The organism is Brevibacterium sp. FME37 (assembly GCF_014897485.1).
Classification (GTDB): domain Bacteria; phylum Actinomycetota; class Actinomycetes; order Actinomycetales; family Brevibacteriaceae; genus Brevibacterium.
Window position 1 is genome coordinate 456,368 of record NZ_JABUYE010000001.1, and the last position, 18,332, is coordinate 474,699.

Here is an 18,332-nt window from a genome sequence, read left to right on the forward strand (position 1 = left end):
AGTCCTCAGAACCCGTAGAAGTACTCTTCCATGATGTTCCTGGCATGGCGGGTGGTGCGCAGGTAGTCGTCTTCGAGTTCGTGTCCGCCACCCGCCGGATATCCGAGCAGTCGAGCCGTGGCCTCAAGCTCGAAGTGCTCCTCCGGCAGTGATTCCGCTGTCCTCCCCCGATACAGCATCACTGCCGAGCGGACATCGGTGGCCAGTTGCCATGCGGCCGCGAGCTCGTCGGCATCGTCTGTGGGGATGAGCCCCACTTCGGCTGCGACTTTCAGTGCTGACAGCGTCGAGGTCGTCTGCAGACCGGGAATCCGGTGGGCGTGTTGGAGCTGCATCAGCTGAACCGTCCACTCGACGTCGGAAAGGCTCCCCCGACCCAGCTTGAGGTGGCGCCGTTTGTCCGCATTGCGAGGCAGGCGTTCATCTTCCATCCGTGCTTTGAGCGTGCGGACTTGGGTCAGGGACTTCGTCGGCATCTCCGCTGGGTACCGCAGCGGATCGATGAGGTCGGTGAAGTCCTCGATGAGGCCGGAGTCACCGGCGACCGGACGGGCCCTCAGCAGTGCTTGTGCTTCCCAAGGCTGGGACCACTTCGCATAGTAGGCCCGGTAGGACGACAGTGCCCGGACCAGAGGCCCATTCTTACCCTCCGGTCGCAGATCGGCGTCGAGGTCGACGCCCTGGGCGCCGACGCTGGCCTTGAGCCGGCTGCCGAGGCCCAGTGCCAACTTGCTCACGTGCTTGCTCAGCTTGGCCTTCTCCTCGGCATCCAGATCCTCGCTGACAGAGCGATAGACGTAGGTTACGTCAGCATCGGAGAAGTAGCCGATCTCGCTTCCACCCCAGCGCCCCATTGCGATGATCGCGAATTCGTAAGATGGAGTCTCGGGACCATCGAGGTCCAGACGAACGGCCTGCAGTGCGCTCCTGACGGTCAGATCCATCAGGGCGGAGAGGTCACCGGGGATCTCCGCCCGATCCCCGACATCCAGGACGTCGCGCAGAGCGATACGCAGAAGCTCACGGCTGTAGGTTTCGCGGATCGGTGTGATCGCTGCGCCCGCATGTCGTTTGAGGAGGCCCCCGACTTCGGCCTCCAGGGCCTTCGGATCGCGGGAAGTGAGGTTGTCGAAGTTGTCCAGCCAGGCCACCGCCGCGGGCTGGCGCAGAAGCAGTTCACTGGCATAGCCGGACAGTGAAAGGACCTCCGCCACGGACTTCGCGGCCAGACCGGAGTCACGCAGCATCTTCAGGAACCAGCCGGAGGACGACAGCGAGTCGGTGAGGCGGCGGAATGCAAGGAGCGCAGCATCGGGACTGACTCCGTCGGAGAACCAGTCCAGCAGTGCAGGCAGGACCTGCTTGATGACAAGGGCCGTGCGCGACATGCCGGAGGTCAGCGCCTTGATGTGGGTCAAAGCGCCCTGCGGATCACGGTAGCCGAAGGCTTGGAGGCGGTCCGCGGCAGCCTGCATGCTGCTGCCCTTGTTGTGCGCGTCGACGACGGCACCGTGGACACCGACTGCTGCGTCGAGGATGGGGCGATAGAAGATCTGATCATGCAGACGGGTGACCTGCTTGGCATAATCCTTGCGCGTGTCCTCCAGCCGGGCTCCGGTCCGCGAGCCCGAGGTGAAGACCGAACGGGAGAGGATGCGCAGCTTCTCATCGTCGTTGGGGATGAGCGCGTTGCGCAGCATCCGCGGAATCTGGACCCGATGCTCGACCACGCGCATGAACCGGTAGGCGGCGGAGAAGACTGCGGCATCCTCTTTTCCGATGTACCCATGCTCACCCAGCTCTTCCAGAGCCACAAGCGTGTTCGGGGTGCGGATCTCCTCGTCACTGCGACCGTGGACCAGCTGCAGCAGCTGGGCCGAGAATTCCACATCGCGTAGTCCTCCACGTCCCAGCTTGATCTGTCGGGGCGCCTCGGCGGCGGGAATGAGGTCCACGACGCGACGACGCATCGACCGGATGCCGTCGATGAACCCCTGCCTGCTGGCGGCCTCCCACACGAGCGGCAGAAGCGTCTCGACGAACTCCTCGCCCACCCCGACGTCACCGGCCACAGGCCGCGCCTTGAGAAGAGCCTGGAATTCCCAGTTCTTTGCGATGTCGGCGTAATAGCGGGTGAACTCTGACATGGTCCGCACCAGTGCTCCGGCCTTGCCCTCGGGGCGCAATGCCGTGTCGACCTCCCACAGGGCAGGCTCTGCACCGGCATCGGAGAGGATGCCGCGCATCCGTTGGGCGATCTCCGTGGCCAGATCACGCTGTTCATCACTCGTCGCTGAATCGAGCACGAAGACCACATCCACGTCGGAGACGTAGTTGAGCTCACGGGCTCCGGTCTTGCCCAAGGCGATCACAGCGATACGAACAGTGCCCTTTGGATCGAGTTCAGCCCTGGCAATCGCCAGAGCAGCATCCATGGCGGCTGCGGCCAAGTCGGAGAGCACAGCCATCACATGATCGACGATCTCCTCGGGCGCCTCGGAGACGAGATCATCGGCAACCAACCGCAGCTGTGCATTGCGATAGGTGCGGCGCAGGTCCTTGATCGCCTCCTCGCCGAGGTGATCTGCCGCGGGTGCCGGAGCATCCGGATCGGCTCCGACACTGTCGAGCAGATCCTTGCGCAGCGATACCGCCGAGGCTGCCGGGGTGGAGACCATGAGGAACGGAGACTTCTCGACCAGCTGAGGCAGAGACTCCGGATGCCGCACGAGGTGATCGACCATAGCCTCGGAGGTGCCCATGACTGCGAGCACACGCCGCAGCAGCGGACGGTCGATCTCGTCCTCGGCGAGATCCACACTGGTGTCCGAGCGGATGGCGTCAAGGAACTGCGGTGCCGACTCGGCTGCAGCCTCCAGAACCCGAAGCAGACCCAGTGCCGCTGCATGCGGATCCGGAGTCGCTTCCAGGAGATCGATGAAACGCGAATCGGTGGCCAGAGGCTGACCGAGGAGTCCATTGATCTCGTCGAGGAAGCGGGCGGCTGGCTCGGAGACGATCGAGGTACGCGAAGTGATCCGGGCCATGAGACTACATCGAGGTGAAGTGTTTGCTGAGTTCGAACGGAGTCACCTGCGCGCGGTAGTCGTTCCATTCCTGGCGTTTGTTGCGCAGGAAGAAGTCGAAGACCTCTTCGCCCAGTGTCTCCGCGACCAGATCGGACTGCTCCATGATCTCCAGCGCGTGGGACAGGCTCGTCGGCAGTGCCTGAATCCCCATGGCACGACGTTCCGTGTCCGAAAGCTCCCACACGTTGTCCTCTGCCTCTTCTGGCAGTTCGTAGTCTTCTTCGATGCCCTTCAGCCCGGCAGCGAGCAGGAGCGCATAGGACAGGTACGGGTTTGCAGACGAATCCAGCGCCCGATATTCGATGCGAGCCGAGGAGGACTTCCCGGAGTTGTACTGGGGCACCCTGACCAGGGCCGAACGGTTCCGATGTCCCCACGAGATGTAGGAAGGAGCTTCGTGACCGGTCCACAGTCGCTTGTACGAGTTCACATGCTGGTTCGTCACCGCAGTGATCTCAGCGGCATGGGTGAGGACTCCGGCGATGAACTGCTTGCCCGTCTTCGACAGCTGATACATGGCTCCGGGTTCGAAGAAGGCATTGTTCTCACCTTCGAAGAGTGAGACATGGGTGTGCATTCCGCTGCCCGGATGATCGTTGAGGGGTTTGGGCATGAACGATGCGTACACGCCCTGGGAGATCGCGACCTCTTTGATGACAGACCTGAAGGTCATGATGTTGTCGGCCATGGTCAGCGCATCGGCATAACGAAGGTCGATCTCATTCTGCCCAGGACCGGCCTCGTGGTGCGAGAATTCCACAGACAGCCCCATGGCTTCGAGCATGGTGACGGCGGAGCGCCGGAAGTCGTTGGCAGTGCCGCCGTTGACATGGTCGAAATAGCCGGCCGTATCAACGGGAATGGGGGTGGTCCCCTCAAAGATGCCGGTGCCGGGATCGAGGTTGTCCGTCTTGAACAGATAGAACTCGATCTCCGGGTGGACATAGAACGAGAAGCCCTTCTCCGCAGCCTTCGCCAACGTCCGTTTGAGAACATAGCGCGGATCGGCCTGAGCCGGTTCTCCTCCGGGCACATGGATGTCGCAGAACATCCTCCCGGTGGGTTCCTTCTCACCACGCCACGGCAGAAGCGAGAAGGTCGATGGATCGGGCTTGAGCACCATATCGGCTTCATAGACACGTGAAAGTCCCTCGACGGCTGAACCGTCGAATCCGATGCCCTCGGAGAAGGCACCTTCAAGCTCCGCCGGAACGACTGCGACCGATTTCAGTCCACCGAGGACATCGGTGAACCAGAGTCGGATGAAGCGGACTTCACGATCTTCAACGGTGCGAAGAACGAATTCTTCCTGACGCGACATTCCTCAGCCGTTCCACTTCTTCTCGTCTTCTTCCCACTCCTCATTGCGAGCCTGAGCCCGTTCGAGGGCGGCGCGAGCGACTTCTTCTGTCTCATAAGGGCCCATGCGGTGGTCCGCATCGCTGACCAGGCCGCGTTCGACCTCGTTGGTCTTGAGATTGAAGTAGTACTTCGAATCGGCGTCGTCGATATCTTTGAACAGTCCCATGTCGAGCCCTCCATCGCGGGTGTGGTGAATTCCTGACAGATTTCAGCTTACCGGTTCTCCTCGCTGCTGCCGGGACCCCGCCACGCGACTTCCCGTCTGCAGGTCGGCAGCACTCTTCCTGCAGGCCCGGAGCGCATTGCCACGGGCCCGGAGCAGCATCCTGCAAAGCCGCCGGGGCGTTGAGCCAGACTCGACGCGTTTCAATTTTCGTCTGTTTCTGTGCCCGATGAGAACAAAAAATGGTTGTTTCGCATCTTCTGCCTCGATATTCCACCGAATCCGCAGAGATTTCCACGAATCCGGGTGATAAAGGTTTGCCCTCCAGACCTTCTACGGAATACAGTGAGATGTATCCTCGGCCACATATCGAACTCAGCCACAGGTCGATTCGGCTGGAACTGCCCATAGGGCAACATGAGAGAAGGAAAGCTATGCGCATTTCAGTGCCCACAGAGGTCAAGAACAACGAGTTCCGCGTCGCCATCACCGCTGCCGGTGTCCATGAGCTCGTCGCCCACGGACATGAAGTCACGGTTCAGGCAGGAGCCGGACTCGGATCATTCATTACAGATGATGAGTACACAGAAGCCGGCGCCAGGATCGCCCCGGACGCGGAATCCACCTGGACCGCCGGAGACATGGTCCTCAAAGTCAAAGAACCCATCGCCGAAGAATACGGATTCCTGCGCAAGGACCTCATCCTCTTCACCTACCTGCACCTTGCCGCCGATGAGGCGCTGACCCAGGCGCTGATGAACGCGGGCACCACTGCGATCGCCTACGAGACGGTTCAGCCCGACGGCGGCGGCCTGCCGCTGCTGGCACCGATGAGTGAGATCGCAGGTCGGCTGTCGACGCAGGTCGGTGCTCACAGCCTGCTCAAGGCCTCCGGTGGACGTGGCATTCTGCTCTCCGGCGTCCCCGGTGTCGAACGCGCCAATGTCGTCGTCATCGGTGCAGGTGTCGCCGGAACCAATGCTGCTCGGATGGCGCTGGGTCTGGGAGCCAACGTCGAAGTCATCGACATCAACATTCCTCGCCTGCGTCAGATCGATGAGACCTTCGCCGGTGCGATCGCCACGAAGGTCTCGAACAAGTACGAGATCACGAAGTCGCTCGCCTCTGCCGACCTGGTCATCGGTTCGGTGCTAATCCCCGGCAAGAAGGCACCGAAGCTCGTCACCGACGAGATGGTTGCGGGTATGAAGCCAGGCTCGGTCCTCGTCGACATCGCCATCGACCAAGGCGGCTGCTTTGAGAACTCGCATGCCACGACTCATGATGATCCCACGTTCGAGGTGCACAACTCGATCTACTACTGTGTGGCGAACATGCCCGGAGCGGTGCCGAACACCGCCACGGCCGCCCTGACCAACGCGACTCTGCCCTTCGCGGTCAAGATCGCCAACCAGGGATGGCACTCGGCCCTGTCGAAGGACTCGGCGCTGGCTCGCGGACTCAATATCCACAACGGGCACGTCACCAACGACAACGTCGCCGAGGCCTTCGGTCTCGAGGCTGTCTCCGTCGAACACGCCCTGGCGAACTGACAGCTGAGCTGGGGGCAGACGCACGCACCCGGCTTGAGTGTCAAGAAGGCCGACATCATGCCATGATGTCGGCCTTCAGCGATATGTGGGTCCTGTTCAGGGGCTTCAGTGGCCCGAGTCAGTTCTGCGGCGGCATCGTCGTCGACCGGAAGTGTTCCTCGCACAGACGGCCGGCGGCCTGCGCGTCCTGCGCGGCGATCGCCTCGACGATGGCCGCGTGATCGGCCACCGCATGGTCGAACAGCGTGTGGGAGAACGGGTCGTGGCGGAAGCCCGCGTTGATCCTGGTGTCGATGTCGATGGCCATGCGAACGAGTTCTGGGTTATGTCCTGCTCGAGCGATGGCGAAGTGGAACTGGGCATCGGCTGTTCTGGCCACTCCGGCCTCGGCACGTTCGGAGTATCTCTGTGCCAGCTCCCTGAGCCCTGTGAGCTCCTCGTCGGTGCGTCGCAGAGCCGCTGTCGCAGCGAGACTGTTCTGGAAGATCGCACGGGCATCCAGGAGATTGCGGCGTTCGGCATGGAACTCACCGATGCGATCGGCCATCGGTGCCAGAGTCGTCGGCTCCGCGTTGGCGACGAAAGTTCCGCCGCCGCGGCCCCGCCTGCGTTCGACGACACCGAGACGTTCGAGGCGCAGCAGCGCCGCGCGCACACTCGAGCGTGAGACCTGAAGATCAGCGGCAAGTGCCCGCTCGCCGGGCAGCAGCGTGCCTTCGGGAAGAGCACCTACGGCGATGCCGGAGAGGATGTGATCAGCGATCTGCTGTGGAGCGCTGGTCAGACTCACCACATCGCTGAGTCCCGAAAACTCGTGGCCGGCAGAAGGGGCCTGATCGTTCATCACTCCTCCTCTTTCATCCCAGTCGCACACACGGGCGACATTCGTTTCCTCCACTCTAATATCCCCTCCCACAGGCCGCTCGTTTCGACAGGCACCGCGATTGTGGAATATCTGGGCTCAACCGCTCTAGAATCGAAGGCACCATGACTGAAACGCCTCGCCTACTCACGCCCGGAACCATCTCCCCCGAGCGCGGAGTCCCCCAGAACATCACCAGACCCGAATACGTCGGACGCGCAGATGCCGACGAAGGTCGGGGCAGCAACTTCTATTCCACTGAGGAGATAGAAAAGGTCCGCGCTGCGGGCACGATCGCGGCGAATGCTCTTGCCGCCGTCGGCGACATGATCGAACCGGGCGTGACCACCGATGCCATCGACCGTGTCGCCCACGAATACATGTGCGACCACGGCGCCTATCCTTCGACCCTGGGCTATCGCGGATTCCCGAAGTCTGTATGCACATCGCTCAACGAGGTGATCTGCCACGGCATCCCAGACTCGACCGTCATCGCCGACGGAGACATCGTCAACGTCGACATCACCGCATACATCGAAGGCATGCACGGCGACACGAACTACACCTTCTATGCCGGAGACGTCGATGAAGAATCGCGCCTCCTCGTGGAACGCACCTGGGACGCCACGATGCGTGGCATCAAGGCCGTCAAGCCGGGCCGCGAGATCAACGTCATCGGACGAGTCATCGAGAAGTACGCGAAGCGCTTCGACTACGGTGTCGTCCGCGACTACAGCGGACACGGGGTCGGCCGTGAGTTCCACTCCGGACTCATCGTCCCCCACTACGACGCGGCACCCGCCCACGCCGAGGTGATGGAACCGGGAATGATCTTCACCATCGAACCGATGCTCAACCTCGGAACCGTGGATTGGGACGTCTGGGACGATGCGTGGACTGTGGTGACCAAGGACCGGAAGCGCTCCGCACAGTTCGAACACACACTTGTCGTCACCGAGACCGGTGCCGATATCCTCACTCTCCCCGATGCCGATGCAGCCATCGCTGCGGGCCCCGCGACCCGACAGGATTGAGATGACGAACGATCAGCCAGGACGCTTCGCCATCGGAGTCGATGTCGGAGGAACAGGCATCAAAGCCGCACTCGTCGACACCGAGACCGGCGGCCTCGCCTTCAAGCGTGTACGGGTGCTCACCCCGAAGCCCAGTTCCCCGGTCGCTGTCGCCGAGGCGATCGCACAGCTCGTCGAGCTCCTTGTATCCACAGCACTCGAGCTGGGGGTCGTCGACGACCGTTCAGCTCTCGATGCTCTGCCGATCGGCTGCGGGTTTCCCGGCGTCGTCCGCGATGACCATGTGGAATACGCGGCGAATCTCGACCAGTCATGGATCGGGTCGAACATCACTGGAATCCTTGCCGAACATACCGGTCGGCGCTTCTTCATCATGAACGATGCTGACGCGGCAGGTTTGGCCGAGATGACCTTCGGTGCCGGCCGCAAACATCGTAAGAAGACGGTGCTGCTGACGACCTTGGGCACCGGCATCGGCACAGCACTCTTCACTCAGGGGCGTTTGGTGCCCTACACCGAGCTGGGTCACTTCGAGATGAACGGTCGCGATGCGGAGACCCAGGCGGCCGAATCGGTCAAGGTCCGTGAGGGGCTCAGCTACGAGGAGTGGGCGGGACGGCTGCAGCAGTACTATTCGCAGGTCGAACTGCTGGTGGCACCCGACGTGATCCTCATCGGCGGTGGCATCTCGAAATCGCATGCACAGTTCCTGCACCTGATCAGCACCCGGGCAGAGCTGCGGCCGGCGACGCTGTTCAACAATGCCGGCATCGTCGGTGCTGCGATTCTGGCTGCCAACAACGGCAAGGCCAAGGTGAAGAAGGGCACCGCCTAGCTCGGACGCGGCGCCGGTCTGGCAGTGTAGGTGAGGACAGGCCACCGATACGCCGGGTTCTGTCATCGAGTCGGTTACCCTTCTCGACGGACGGTCATCTATCTGGGACCGATGTTGCCACCGGCCTCAAGCAATCCACCCGACGACTCGGCGAGCAGCCTCGAACGTCGCCTGTCTGATCTTGCTCCGGATGGGGTTTACCCAGCGGCGCCGGTCACCCGGCACCCTGGTGGTCTCTTACACCACCGTTTCACCCTTACCCAGTCGAAACTGGGCGGTCTGCTTTCTGTTGCACTGGCCCGCGGGTTACCCCGGGTGGGTGTTACCCACCATCCTTGCTCTGTGGAGCCCGGACGTTCCTCAGCTCTCGTGAGAGAGCCGCGACCGTCTGGTGACCTGTCCTCGAGTACAGCAGTCTACCCTCATCGGCCACAGTGATCGGGCCGCTTCCAGCACGCAGGAGCCAGGCGTGATGAAACTAACGTGGACAGAGAATCAGCGATTCGCCGTTGGGACCTACGATGGTGACGTGAAGATCCTATTGCCGCCCTCAGAAGGTAAGACTCCCGCGAACTCGGGTCCCCCACTCGACCTCCCAGGGCTCTCTGCACCGGATCTCACCCCACAGCGGAAGAAGGTCCTCGCTGCCCTGCAGAAGGTATCCAAACGTAAAGACGCACTCACTCAGCTAGGGGTGGGAGCTTCGCTAGCGGCCGACGTCGAACGCAATGTCGGCCTCGATACGCTCCCCTGCGCCCCGGCCCTTCTGACCTATTCCGGTGTTCTCTATGAAGCGATGGGTGCCCCGGATCTCGTCGCCGATGCTATGGCCGATGAGACTCTGGCCCAGCGCCTGCGAAATGTGCACGTGTTCTCGGCGCTCTTCGGCCAGGTCAACGGCCTCGATCCGATACCCGCCTATCGGCTGGCGATGAAGACCGACCTCGGCACCCTCGGCAAGCTGTCGTCCTGGTGGAAGCCGGTCTTGGCCAAATCACTCATGGTCGACCCCGCCGAGGTGATCCTCGACTGCCGATCCAGTGACTACCGGGGCGCATGGCCGGGACCTCACGAGCAGGTCATCACACTGGGAGCCGTCAAGGTCATCGGTGCCAAGCGCAGCGTTGTCTCCCATTGGGCAAAGTACTATCGCGGCGAACTCGTCGGCCGACTGCTCGCAGACGACCGTGAGCTGCCGGCGAACTCTGAGGATCTGGTTTCACGGGCAGAAGAGTCCTATGAGGTCGAATTCACCCCACATGCCAAGAACCGGCCGGCGGCGCTGAGCATCATCCTGCGCGACTGAGTCCCTCTCGCTCCCGCTCATGGAGCCGGGCTCAGCCCTTACGCAGCAGAACCGACTCGCACTCTTCACACTCATAGGTCTGGTTCGGGTCCTCGAGCAGCATGCTCTTCCACGCCATGCCGCTGATCTCCTGACCACACGCCTGGCAGTTCGGGCCATTCAGGATCGCAGCTCCAGGACCGCCCTGGGCGACATTCTGCTCGAACTGGCGAATCAACGCCTCAGGCAGGTCGGCCTTCAGTTTCTGCGCCGAGGCACTGTTGGCCTCAAGCTCGGCAGCCAACTCCGCTTTACGGTCCTTGATTGCCGTCTGCGTGGCACGGCCAGATGCGATCACCTCGGCGAGGGAGGCCTCGACTTCGGTGAGCGCAGCCTCAGCGGATTCGAGTTCCTCCATGGTACCGAGCTCAGCCTCTTCAAGCTCAGCAACGCGTTCCTCATGACCTGCGATCTCGCCCTGCAGATTGACGAGATCACGACTGGTCAGACCGGTGCCATCATTGAGCTCGACGGTCTTCTTCTTGATCTGGCCGTTCTGGGCCTCGATGGCACCGGCGTGCTCGGCAACCTCGGCGCGGTACTTCTCAACCACCTCGGCGGCCTCGGTCTTCTTAGTCTCGAGCTCCTTGTGCGAGGACACGAGATCATTCAATGCCGAGGCTTGAGTGGGGTTGTCGTGTTCGTGCCGCAGGGCGCGACCGTGGGCGGCAAGTTCGATGAGTGATTCGAGTTCTGTGCGTTGTTCGGCAGTGATCAGCATTGGGGGTTCCTTGTCATCGAAGCATCGGGGGTCGTGGGCAGGGAATCAATAGCGTTCGACCCAGGGATCGGTGTTGACCGCCGAATGCTGCAGGGCAACCGTGAATCCGCGCTCGGCGAATTCGGTCTCCAACTGTTCGGCGGCCGCGGTCAGCCAGACGGTCTCCGAAGCCCAGTGGGAGACATCGATGAGCTGCGGGCGTCCGCCCTGCCTGTTGGCGGTGTCGCGAGCCTCAGTGGCGGGATGGTGACGAAGGTCGGCCGTGATGTAGACCTCCGCGCCGCTGGCACGGACCTCGTCGAACAGAGAATCTCCCGCACCACCGCAGACGGCGACTCGCGTGACGGCCGCAGCTGGGTCGCCGGCGATGCGCACACCCGTCGTTGTTCGGGGAAGAAGAGTGGCAAGGGTACGGGCGATATCGCGCACCGGCGTCCGCTTGGGAAGATCTCCGACACGGCCGATTCCGGTGCTCGCCCCTTCTGCATGGGGCACGAGGGGAACCGCGTCGCCGATGCCGAGCAGGGAGATGAGCGCGTCCGAGACTCCCCCACGCGCGGAATCCGCATTCGTGTGGGCGTTGAACAACGCGATGTCATTGCTGATCAGCGTGTGGACGGCACCACCCTTGAGGGTGGAGGCGTTGACCGATTTCACGGGTTTGAGCATGAGCGGATGATGGTTGAACACAAGATCTGCACCCAACACCACCGCTTCTGCGATGACCGCGTCCATGGGGTCGAGTGCGAGCAGGATCGAGCGCACGTCGGCATCGGGATCGCCCACGGCCAGACCGACCGAATCCCAACTCTCTGCCAGGGCCGTTGGCCACAGTGTTTCGAAGACGTCCACACATTCACTGACCTTCGGGTATCTCATGCCACCACAGTATTACATCCGAGCAGCCACGGGCAGGCTACGCCAGCGAAGCCACCACAGCCGCGGCGTGTTCAATGGGGTGCCGGCAGCAGCGTGCCCGGAGTGGGTCATTCGCAGGGGCGCGGCAGCGGCACAGAATTGTCCGAGATGCAGCAAAAATATGCGAGACGCTGTTCACCAGATCACAGTTGGGCTATAGATTTGGCCCATGACTACGAATACATCGACTACGCCATCGCCGGAACTGCATTTCTCCTCCACTGTCGCCGATATCGTGCGTCGCAGCGCAGGACGCTTCGGCGACTCCACCGCCGTGGAATTCGGCGACCGCACGTGGACCTATTCCAGTCTGGACACAGCGGTGACGGCTGTGGCTCGCGAACTGGTCAACCTCGGGGCACAGAAGGGAGACCGGGTCGCCGCCTACGGGAAGAACTCCGATCTCTACCTCCTCCTCTACCTCGGCTGTGCCCGCGCAGGTCTCATCCATGTGCCGGTGAACTATCAGCTTAAGAATGACGAGCTCGACTACATTCTGGACAATTCAGGAGCACGGCTCGTCTTCGCCGATGCCGATCTCCTCGATGCAGTCACCGCAACACCGACCGGAGCCGATGCCCAGGTCATGGACTTCTCCACGCTTCTGAAATCGGCTGCTGCACCCGATACCGCACCGGCGGCTCCTGAGGAATTCGACGTCGCGGACACCGACATCGCACAGCTGCTCTACACCTCGGGGACCACCTCGGCGCCCAAGGGTGCGATCATGACCCACCGTGCACTCGTTCACGAATACATGTCATCACTGATGAGCCTCGACTTCGCTCCCACCGACCGAGCAGTCCATGCACTCCCCCTCTATCACTCGGCGCAGATGCACGTCTTCCTTCTTCCGCTGCTGTCCATCGGGGCCCACAACATCGTCGTGCCCGCACCCGTCCCCGAGCAGCTGCTGTCAATCTTCGAGGAACGCGAGATCAACTCCTTCTTCGCCGCCCCCACGGTGTGGGTCGCACTCGCGAACAGCCCCGACCTCGATACCCGCAATCTGGAGAGCCTGCGCAAGGCCTACTACGGTGCCTCGATCATGCCGGGGCCGGTGCTTGAGAAACTGCGACAGCGTCTGCCGAAATTAGGCTTCTATAACTGTTTCGGCCAATCCGAGCTGGGACCCTTGTGCGCTGTGCTTCGTCCCGAAGAACACGATGATCACGCGGCCTCAGCCGGTCGGCCCGTCTTCTTCGTCGAAACCCGGGTCGTCAACGGCGACGGCAATGATGTCGGTGTCGACGAACAGGGTGAGATCCTCTACCGATCACCGCAGCTGTGTGAGGGCTACTGGAATCGGCCCGAGGCCACAGCCGAAGCCTTCGACAACGGTTGGTTCCATTCCGGAGACCTCGTCACCGTAGACGAAAACGGTTTCATCGAGGTCGTCGACCGAGTCAAGGACGTCATCAACACAGGCGGCGTGCTGGTGGCCAGTCGACAGGTTGAGGACGCGATCTTCGAACTCCCCCAGGTCGCCGAGGTGGCGGTCGTCGGTGTCGCCGATGAGAAGTGGATCGAGGCGATCACCGCTTTCGTCGTCATCAAGCCTGATCAGCCTAAGATCACCGAGGCGCAAGTGCTCACCCATGTCAAGGATCGTCTGGCCGGTTTCAAGGTTCCCAAACGCGTCGACTTCGTGGCCGAACTGCCGAAGAACTCCGCCGGCAAGATCCTCAAGCGACAGCTGCGCGAACCCTGAAGCGCACACCTGCTTGCAGCCAGGTTATGAGTCGGGCTCACGCGTTGGCTCCCTGCACTGTGCCCGCTCCCAGGTTACTGATTGTGGAAGTGGGCGAAGCTTCGACGCCGTTCTCGGAACCGAGGATGGTGAAACCGTTGTCGCGAATGAGGACGATATCCTCTTCGGCGGCCTGCCCTTCTGCTGTGAGGTAGTCGCCGAGGAAGATCGAGTTCGCCACGTGCAGCGCCTGTGCCTGCAACGACCGGAGATGGATCTCGCGTCCGCCGGCCAGCCTGGTCTCCCGGTCTGGGCAGACGAATCGCGCCGTGATGACGATGCGCAGGTCGACGTCGCGATTTCCGGGGCCTCGTCCGCTGGCGACCAGGCAGACCCGTGAGACTCCTCCGCGGATGCCGAGATCTGCCTGCTTCACTGCTTCATCGGTCTTCAGCCACGACGGCGCCGAGGATCAAAGGGCTTGTGAGAAATAGCTGCAGCTCTCCGGACACAGTCCCGATTTGAGGTTGACGGAGTAGTTGAGTTTGACGCTCATTCCGAACTGTCTGCGCCTGAGCCGGAATCCCGCGGCGACGAGATCGAGGAGTTCGCGGTCGGGCGTCGCCAGCGGAGCAGTCGCCTGTTCAGCGGTGATCACTGCACCATCGAGTAGGGAGTCGGCAAGGGTGTCGAACCAGCTGGTCATCGGTGGTTTCTCCTTATAGTCGCGTAATGAGCTTAGCTTGCAAGCCGTCTTTCTTGAACAGTGTTCAATGAAGTATCAGTCCTGGCTCGAACCGGCGCATGAAGGGTGGGTGAAAACGAATAGACTGCTCTCGGCAGCAAACGTATGACGAACAGACACCGCCACCTCCGGGCGGGCGGAAAAGGAGACGAGTGGTGACATCCCCCAATGAGGCGACACCTGCGTCCAGTCCCTTCGACGGAAGAATGGGCTGGAAGCGGCACGGGGATGGCAAGACGATCCGTCCTGGAGAGAGCGTTCTGCCCGAGGAGCGGCTGAGTTGGCCGCGGACCGTGGGAATCGGCGCCCAACACGTGGTGGCCATGTTCGGGGCGACGTTCCTCGTGCCTCTGTTGACCGGCTTCCCTCCCTCGACCACGCTGTTCTTCACAGCTATCGGAACGCTTCTCTTCCTGCTCATCACCAAGGGTATGATGCCCTCATATCTGGGTTCATCCTTTGGCCTGCTGGCACCCATCGGTGCCGTCACCGGATTCGCAGCCACCTCGGGCGAGGACCTCGACTCCCACGCCATGGCCCTGGCGCAGGGCGGGATCATCTCTGTCGGAGTGACTCTCGCTCTGGTGGGCATCGTCGTCCACTTCGCCGGAGTGCGGTGGATCGAAGTCACCATGCCTCCGGTTGTCACCGGGTCCATCGTCGCTCTCATCGGGCTCAACCTCGCGCCCGCTGCCTGGGACTGGGTGAAGGAAGCTCCCCTGACCGCGGTGATCACGATTGCCACCGTCTTGGTCACCAGTGTGCTGTTTCGTGGAATGCTCGGCCGCCTGTCCATCCTCGTCGGCGTCCTCGTCGGCTACGGTGCAGCATGGATGCAGGGGCAGATCGACTTCACCACTGTCGGACAGGCCGATTGGGTGGGACTGCCTGCCTTCCATGCCCCCGCATTCGACCTGGGCTACTTGGGGCTCTTTCTCCCCGTCGTCTTCGTCCTCATCGCTGAGAACATCGGACATGTGAAATCGGTGTCGGCGATGACCGGACGCGATCTCGACTCGATCACGGGCCGGACGCTGTTCGCCGATGGGTTCTCCACGATTCTCGCCGGCACAGGCGGAGGTTCGGGAACGACGACCTATGCCGAGAACATCGGTGTCATGGCCGCGACACGAATCTTCTCAACGGCCGCCTACCTATGTGCCGGCGTCATTGCGCTGATCTTGAGCCTGCTGCCCAAATTCGGAGAGATCATCGCAACCATCCCACCCGGTGTTCTGGGCGGGGCGGCAACCGTGCTCTACGGGATGATCGGCATGCTGGGCGTGCGCATCTGGGTGGAGAACAAGGTCGACTTCTCCAACCCCATCAACCTCAACACCGCCGCGGTGGCGCTGATCGTCGCGATCGCCAATTTCACCTGGACTCCCGGTGACCTTCAGTTCGAAGGCATTGCACTTGGTTCAGCCTCGGCGATCATCATCTATCAAGTCATGCGCGGCATCGCGAAATGGCGCGGCACCGACCAGGACGTGGACGGAGATCAGGACGCCGGCACCGAGGCAGATATTGGAGCTGAACCCGGTGCTGAGAATGAAGAACGAACTCCGCCCTACTCGCCCTGAACGCAGCCGTCCCAGCAATCACGTAGGCCCTTCCCCCAATGATAAGAATCCGATGATGAGGAGACAGTCATGAAACCTGCACATACACACCCACGAGCTGCCCATTTCCGCTCACGCAGAACACGCCGCTGGCTGACATCGGGCTTTGCCACAGCGTTGGCTGCGGGCGCTCTGTTGACTGGGACCTCGGCTCAGGCCGCTATGGGTCTCGGGGCTGGGCTCGTCGACGGCAATGCCTCGCAGAAGCCGGATCACCTCGGCGAGAAATGCTCTGTGGCTTCGGGCGCCACCGCGAAGAAGGTCATTGCCGTCACCGGCACCGGCGGATCTACCGCAACGGTCGACGCTTGCGAGAAGTGGGATGACAACTACTATTCTGCGATGAGTGTCGACGGATACGTCGGCTATAACGGCATCGCCGACGCCGGAGCGAAGCATGAGGGCGACGGCAAGACGCCGTCCGGCGTGTACAACATGGGCTATGGGTTCGGCATGAAGGCGGAGCCCAAGCAGTTTCACGGCTCCAAGTACGTCAAGACCACCAAGGACGATGTCTGGGTCGATGGAGACGCGGTGAAGGGCTACAACACCATGCAGAAGAAGTCCGACGGATACTCCGGGGAATCCATGCACCAGACCCCCGCGTACGACTACGGCCAGGTCATTGACTACAACACCGCCGCCACGCCAGGCAAGGGTTCAGCGATCTTCCTCCACGTCAACACGGGTAGTCAGGAGACTGCAGGCTGCGTATCGGTATCGGAGGCGGACCTGCTGAGAATCTTCGAGTGGGAAGATGACAGTGCGGTTGAGATGGCGATCAACCGCTAGGTCAGCAACTAGGTCAAAAGCTCAATCAACAACTCAGGCCGGCGTAGCGACGAAGAAGCGGTGGCAAACAACGAAGAGGCGGTCAGGGGGGCGCTTCTCAGCGCCCCCTGACCGCCTCTTAAAACGATCCGTCCGCCCGACTATTCCTTGATCAGGGAGAGCTCGAATTCGAGAGTGATCTTGTCACTGACGAGCAGACCGCCAGAATCCAAGGTCGTATTCCACGTCACACCCCAGTCCTTACGATCGATGCGGCGTTTGCCTTCGAAGCCTGCCCTCAATGCACCGTTCTGATCGCGGTCGATTCCCAGCAGCTCGAGGGGGACAGAGACTGGCCGGGTGGTATCGCGGATCGTCAGGTCACCGTTGACGATGTAGCTTCCTTCTTCGACCTCATCGACGCCGGTGGATTTGAATGTGATCGTCGGATAGTTTTCGACGTCGAAGAAGTCTGCGCTTCGCAGGTGAGCATCGCGATCAGGGGTGCGTGTGTCAACGCTGTCAACATCAATCGTGATGGTCACTTCGGTATTCGCCAGATCCTCAGCGACGACGACTTTGCCCTCGACGGTGTTGAAAGCACCACGGATGCGCGAGACCATCGCGTGACGGCTGGAGAATCCGAGGCGGGTATGTGCGGGGTCGATGACCCAAGTTCCGGTCAGCTGTTCGTCTGATGGCAAAGTCGTGCTCCTTCGGCCGAGCTGAGATCATGGGATCCCAGTGCCGAGACCCCAAGTCAGTACTGTGTGAGCACTGAGGTGCGTATGAGTTCAGCGTATATGTTCTGGGACCGAACTGTCATGTTGTCGAGGCGATTGGCCTTGGGCGAACGAGAGCAGAACTATCGGTGGTAGCGCCACTGACTGGGATGAGCAGTCGGATAATCTGAATGAAACTCTCAATGCCCAAGTTGTATTGAAGGTAAGGTCTCCAAGAACAAGGTCGCCTACAACAAAAATCGGGACGCGGGCGTCTCTGCGAGACGCGCCCTGGCGCTAGGGGTCTAATGAAAGACACGATTTCGGGCAAGATCTATGACACAAGAACGACGTTCTGTACGGGTCTGTAAATGTCCAGATACTTCAGCGCCCTACCGTTTGCACTGCCAGCCTTCGTTGTAGGGGCAGTGATCGCAGCTCTTTTTGCCAAACGTCTCGGAGCAAAGCTAAAGGAACAACCGATCATAGTGTTTTGGTGGCTAGCTAGCTTGATGCTAATTCTGTCTGCGACCTTGACTCCGACAGGCCACGCACTGGAAATGGAAGAAGGCCTGTTGACTACACGAGTCTGGACGTGGGCGCTCCCCAGTCCTAGCGCGCTGCTCACCATCAATTGGCAGTCCATGAATCTCGTTCTGTTCACTCCAATCGGGATTGCTAGTGGTGTGTTCACACAGTGGAGGAACATCATTTCTCTGACTCTCAGCGCCTACATTGTGTCGCTGCTGGTTGAAATGATCCAGTATCTGGTGATGCCTTTGGGCAGAGCTCAGTTCAACTCATCAACTGTCATCATCGGCTGGGTGGGCATCACCGTCGGAGTGTGGTTGGGTCCCCGAGTAGGAGTCCGGTGACTATGTGAGTTTCGCATCCGATAAT

Annotated in this window: 15 protein-coding genes, 1 other RNA gene and 1 pseudogene; 8 read left to right on the forward strand and 9 right to left on the reverse strand. The window is 61.3% G+C overall.

Annotated elements, in window-relative coordinates; all coding sequences use genetic code 11:
* Positions 1-5: 5 nt before the first annotated feature.
* From INT29_RS02040 to INT29_RS02050, 3 genes are read right to left on the reverse strand one after another with little or no spacing between them, the layout of a single operon-like run.
* The gene (locus tag INT29_RS02040; protein ID WP_193070575.1) at positions 6-3,047 is read right to left on the reverse strand and encodes a bifunctional [glutamine synthetase] adenylyltransferase/[glutamine synthetase]-adenylyl-L-tyrosine phosphorylase; all 3,042 of its coding nucleotides are present in this window, start codon (positions 3,045-3,047) and stop codon (positions 6-8) included.
* Positions 3,048-3,051: 4 nt separating this feature from the next.
* On the reverse strand, positions 3,052-4,410 hold the full coding sequence (gene glnA, locus INT29_RS02045) for a type I glutamate--ammonia ligase (RefSeq protein WP_101574817.1): 1,359 nt from the start codon (positions 4,408-4,410) through the stop codon (positions 3,052-3,054).
* 3 nt (positions 4,411-4,413) lie between these two features.
* Positions 4,414-4,617 carry a hypothetical protein gene (locus tag INT29_RS02050; protein WP_096160701.1) on the reverse strand — a complete coding sequence of 68 codons (204 nt, stop codon included), beginning with the start codon at positions 4,615-4,617 and terminating at the stop codon, positions 4,414-4,416.
* Positions 4,618-5,048: 431 nt separating this feature from the next.
* Between INT29_RS02050 and ald the strand changes: the two genes are divergently transcribed.
* Positions 5,049-6,167 carry an alanine dehydrogenase gene (ald, locus tag INT29_RS02055; RefSeq protein WP_101574816.1) on the forward strand — a complete coding sequence of 373 codons (1,119 nt, stop codon included), beginning with the start codon at positions 5,049-5,051 and terminating at the stop codon, positions 6,165-6,167.
* Positions 6,168-6,285: 118 nt separating this feature from the next.
* Here the strand turns inward: ald and INT29_RS02060 are convergent, their stop codons facing one another.
* Entirely contained in the window at positions 6,286-7,011 is a 726-nt protein-coding gene (locus INT29_RS02060) for a FadR/GntR family transcriptional regulator (protein ID WP_101574815.1), read from the reverse strand.
* Between the two features lie 143 nt (positions 7,012-7,154).
* Here INT29_RS02060 and map point away from each other — a divergent pair, with 143 nt between their 5' ends.
* Positions 7,155-8,063, forward strand: a complete 909-nt coding sequence (gene map, locus INT29_RS02065) for a type I methionyl aminopeptidase (RefSeq protein WP_101574814.1) — start codon at positions 7,155-7,157, stop codon at positions 8,061-8,063.
* A 1-nt stretch (position 8,064) separates the two neighbouring features.
* Positions 8,065-8,898 (forward strand): polyphosphate--glucose phosphotransferase, encoded by an 834-nt coding sequence (gene ppgK / locus INT29_RS02070; protein ID WP_101574813.1) that lies wholly within the window; start codon positions 8,065-8,067, stop codon positions 8,896-8,898.
* 32 nt (positions 8,899-8,930) lie between these two features.
* Here ppgK and rnpB read toward each other — a convergent pair.
* An RNA gene (gene rnpB / locus INT29_RS02075) (RNase P RNA component class A) lies at positions 8,931-9,298 on the reverse strand.
* A 72-nt stretch (positions 9,299-9,370) separates the two neighbouring features.
* Between rnpB and INT29_RS02080 the strand changes: the two genes are divergently transcribed.
* Positions 9,371-10,204, forward strand: a complete 834-nt coding sequence (locus INT29_RS02080; RefSeq protein ID WP_193070604.1) for a YaaA family protein — start codon at positions 9,371-9,373, stop codon at positions 10,202-10,204.
* A gap of 31 nt (positions 10,205-10,235) precedes the next feature.
* Here the strand turns inward: INT29_RS02080 and INT29_RS02085 are convergent, their stop codons facing one another.
* Together INT29_RS02085 and INT29_RS02090 are read right to left on the reverse strand one after the other, a co-directional pair.
* Positions 10,236-10,964 carry a zinc ribbon domain-containing protein gene (locus INT29_RS02085; RefSeq protein ID WP_193070576.1) on the reverse strand — a complete coding sequence of 243 codons (729 nt, stop codon included), beginning with the start codon at positions 10,962-10,964 and terminating at the stop codon, positions 10,236-10,238.
* 45 nt (positions 10,965-11,009) lie between these two features.
* Entirely contained in the window at positions 11,010-11,843 is an 834-nt protein-coding gene (locus tag INT29_RS02090) for a Nif3-like dinuclear metal center hexameric protein (RefSeq protein WP_193070577.1), read from the reverse strand.
* 208 nt (positions 11,844-12,051) lie between these two features.
* Here INT29_RS02090 and INT29_RS02095 point away from each other — a divergent pair, with 208 nt between their 5' ends.
* On the forward strand, positions 12,052-13,593 hold the full coding sequence (locus INT29_RS02095) for a fatty acyl-CoA synthetase (protein WP_193070578.1): 1,542 nt from the start codon (positions 12,052-12,054) through the stop codon (positions 13,591-13,593).
* Between the two features lie 40 nt (positions 13,594-13,633).
* Here the strand turns inward: INT29_RS02095 and INT29_RS02100 are convergent.
* A pseudogene (locus INT29_RS02100) lies at positions 13,634-14,278 on the reverse strand (biotin synthase BioB); the annotation flags it as partial.
* A 245-nt stretch (positions 14,279-14,523) separates the two neighbouring features.
* On the opposite strand from INT29_RS02100, the gene INT29_RS02105 reads away from it, so the two are divergent.
* Positions 14,524-15,900: a uracil-xanthine permease family protein gene (locus INT29_RS02105; RefSeq protein ID WP_219618928.1), complete on the forward strand. Its 1,377-nt coding sequence runs from the start codon at positions 14,524-14,526 to the stop codon at positions 15,898-15,900.
* A 69-nt stretch (positions 15,901-15,969) separates the two neighbouring features.
* Entirely contained in the window at positions 15,970-16,731 is a 762-nt protein-coding gene (locus INT29_RS02110; protein WP_145997498.1) for a L,D-transpeptidase family protein, read from the forward strand.
* Positions 16,732-16,871: 140 nt separating this feature from the next.
* Here INT29_RS02110 and INT29_RS02115 read toward each other — a convergent pair whose 3' ends face one another.
* Positions 16,872-17,414, reverse strand: coding sequence for a YceI family protein (locus INT29_RS02115; protein WP_101574807.1), 543 nt, complete (start codon positions 17,412-17,414; stop codon positions 16,872-16,874).
* A gap of 389 nt (positions 17,415-17,803) precedes the next feature.
* On the opposite strand from INT29_RS02115, the gene INT29_RS02120 reads away from it, so the two are divergent.
* Positions 17,804-18,307 carry a hypothetical protein gene (locus INT29_RS02120; RefSeq protein ID WP_193070579.1) on the forward strand — a complete coding sequence of 168 codons (504 nt, stop codon included), beginning with the start codon at positions 17,804-17,806 and terminating at the stop codon, positions 18,305-18,307.
* The last annotated feature ends 25 nt before the right edge of the window (positions 18,308-18,332 follow it).

What these genes read in the sequence shown, in the direction of transcription:
- INT29_RS02040 (WP_193070575.1), bottom strand. Translation starts at nt 3,047, where the DNA reads ATGGCCCGGATCACTTCGCGTACCTCGATCGTCTCCGAGCCAGCCGCC.
- glnA (WP_101574817.1), bottom strand. Translation starts at nt 4,410, where the DNA reads ATGTCGCGTCAGGAAGAATTCGTTCTTCGCACCGTTGAAGATCGTGAA.
- INT29_RS02050 (WP_096160701.1), bottom strand. Translation starts at nt 4,617, where the DNA reads ATGGGACTGTTCAAAGATATCGACGACGCCGATTCGAAGTACTACTTC.
- ald (WP_101574816.1), top strand. Translation starts at nt 5,049, where the DNA reads ATGCGCATTTCAGTGCCCACAGAGGTCAAGAACAACGAGTTCCGCGTC.
- INT29_RS02060 (WP_101574815.1), bottom strand. Translation starts at nt 7,011, where the DNA reads ATGAACGATCAGGCCCCTTCTGCCGGCCACGAGTTTTCGGGACTCAGC.
- map (WP_101574814.1), top strand. Translation starts at nt 7,155, where the DNA reads ATGACTGAAACGCCTCGCCTACTCACGCCCGGAACCATCTCCCCCGAG.
- ppgK (WP_101574813.1), top strand. Translation starts at nt 8,065, where the DNA reads ATGACGAACGATCAGCCAGGACGCTTCGCCATCGGAGTCGATGTCGGA.
- INT29_RS02080 (WP_193070604.1), top strand. Translation starts at nt 9,371, where the DNA reads ATGAAACTAACGTGGACAGAGAATCAGCGATTCGCCGTTGGGACCTAC.
- INT29_RS02085 (WP_193070576.1), bottom strand. Translation starts at nt 10,964, where the DNA reads ATGCTGATCACTGCCGAACAACGCACAGAACTCGAATCACTCATCGAA.
- INT29_RS02090 (WP_193070577.1), bottom strand. Translation starts at nt 11,843, where the DNA reads ATGAGATACCCGAAGGTCAGTGAATGTGTGGACGTCTTCGAAACACTG.
- INT29_RS02095 (WP_193070578.1), top strand. Translation starts at nt 12,052, where the DNA reads ATGACTACGAATACATCGACTACGCCATCGCCGGAACTGCATTTCTCC.
- INT29_RS02105 (WP_219618928.1), top strand. Translation starts at nt 14,524, where the DNA reads ATGGGCTGGAAGCGGCACGGGGATGGCAAGACGATCCGTCCTGGAGAG.
- INT29_RS02110 (WP_145997498.1), top strand. Translation starts at nt 15,970, where the DNA reads ATGAAACCTGCACATACACACCCACGAGCTGCCCATTTCCGCTCACGC.
- INT29_RS02120 (WP_193070579.1), top strand. Translation starts at nt 17,804, where the DNA reads ATGTCCAGATACTTCAGCGCCCTACCGTTTGCACTGCCAGCCTTCGTT.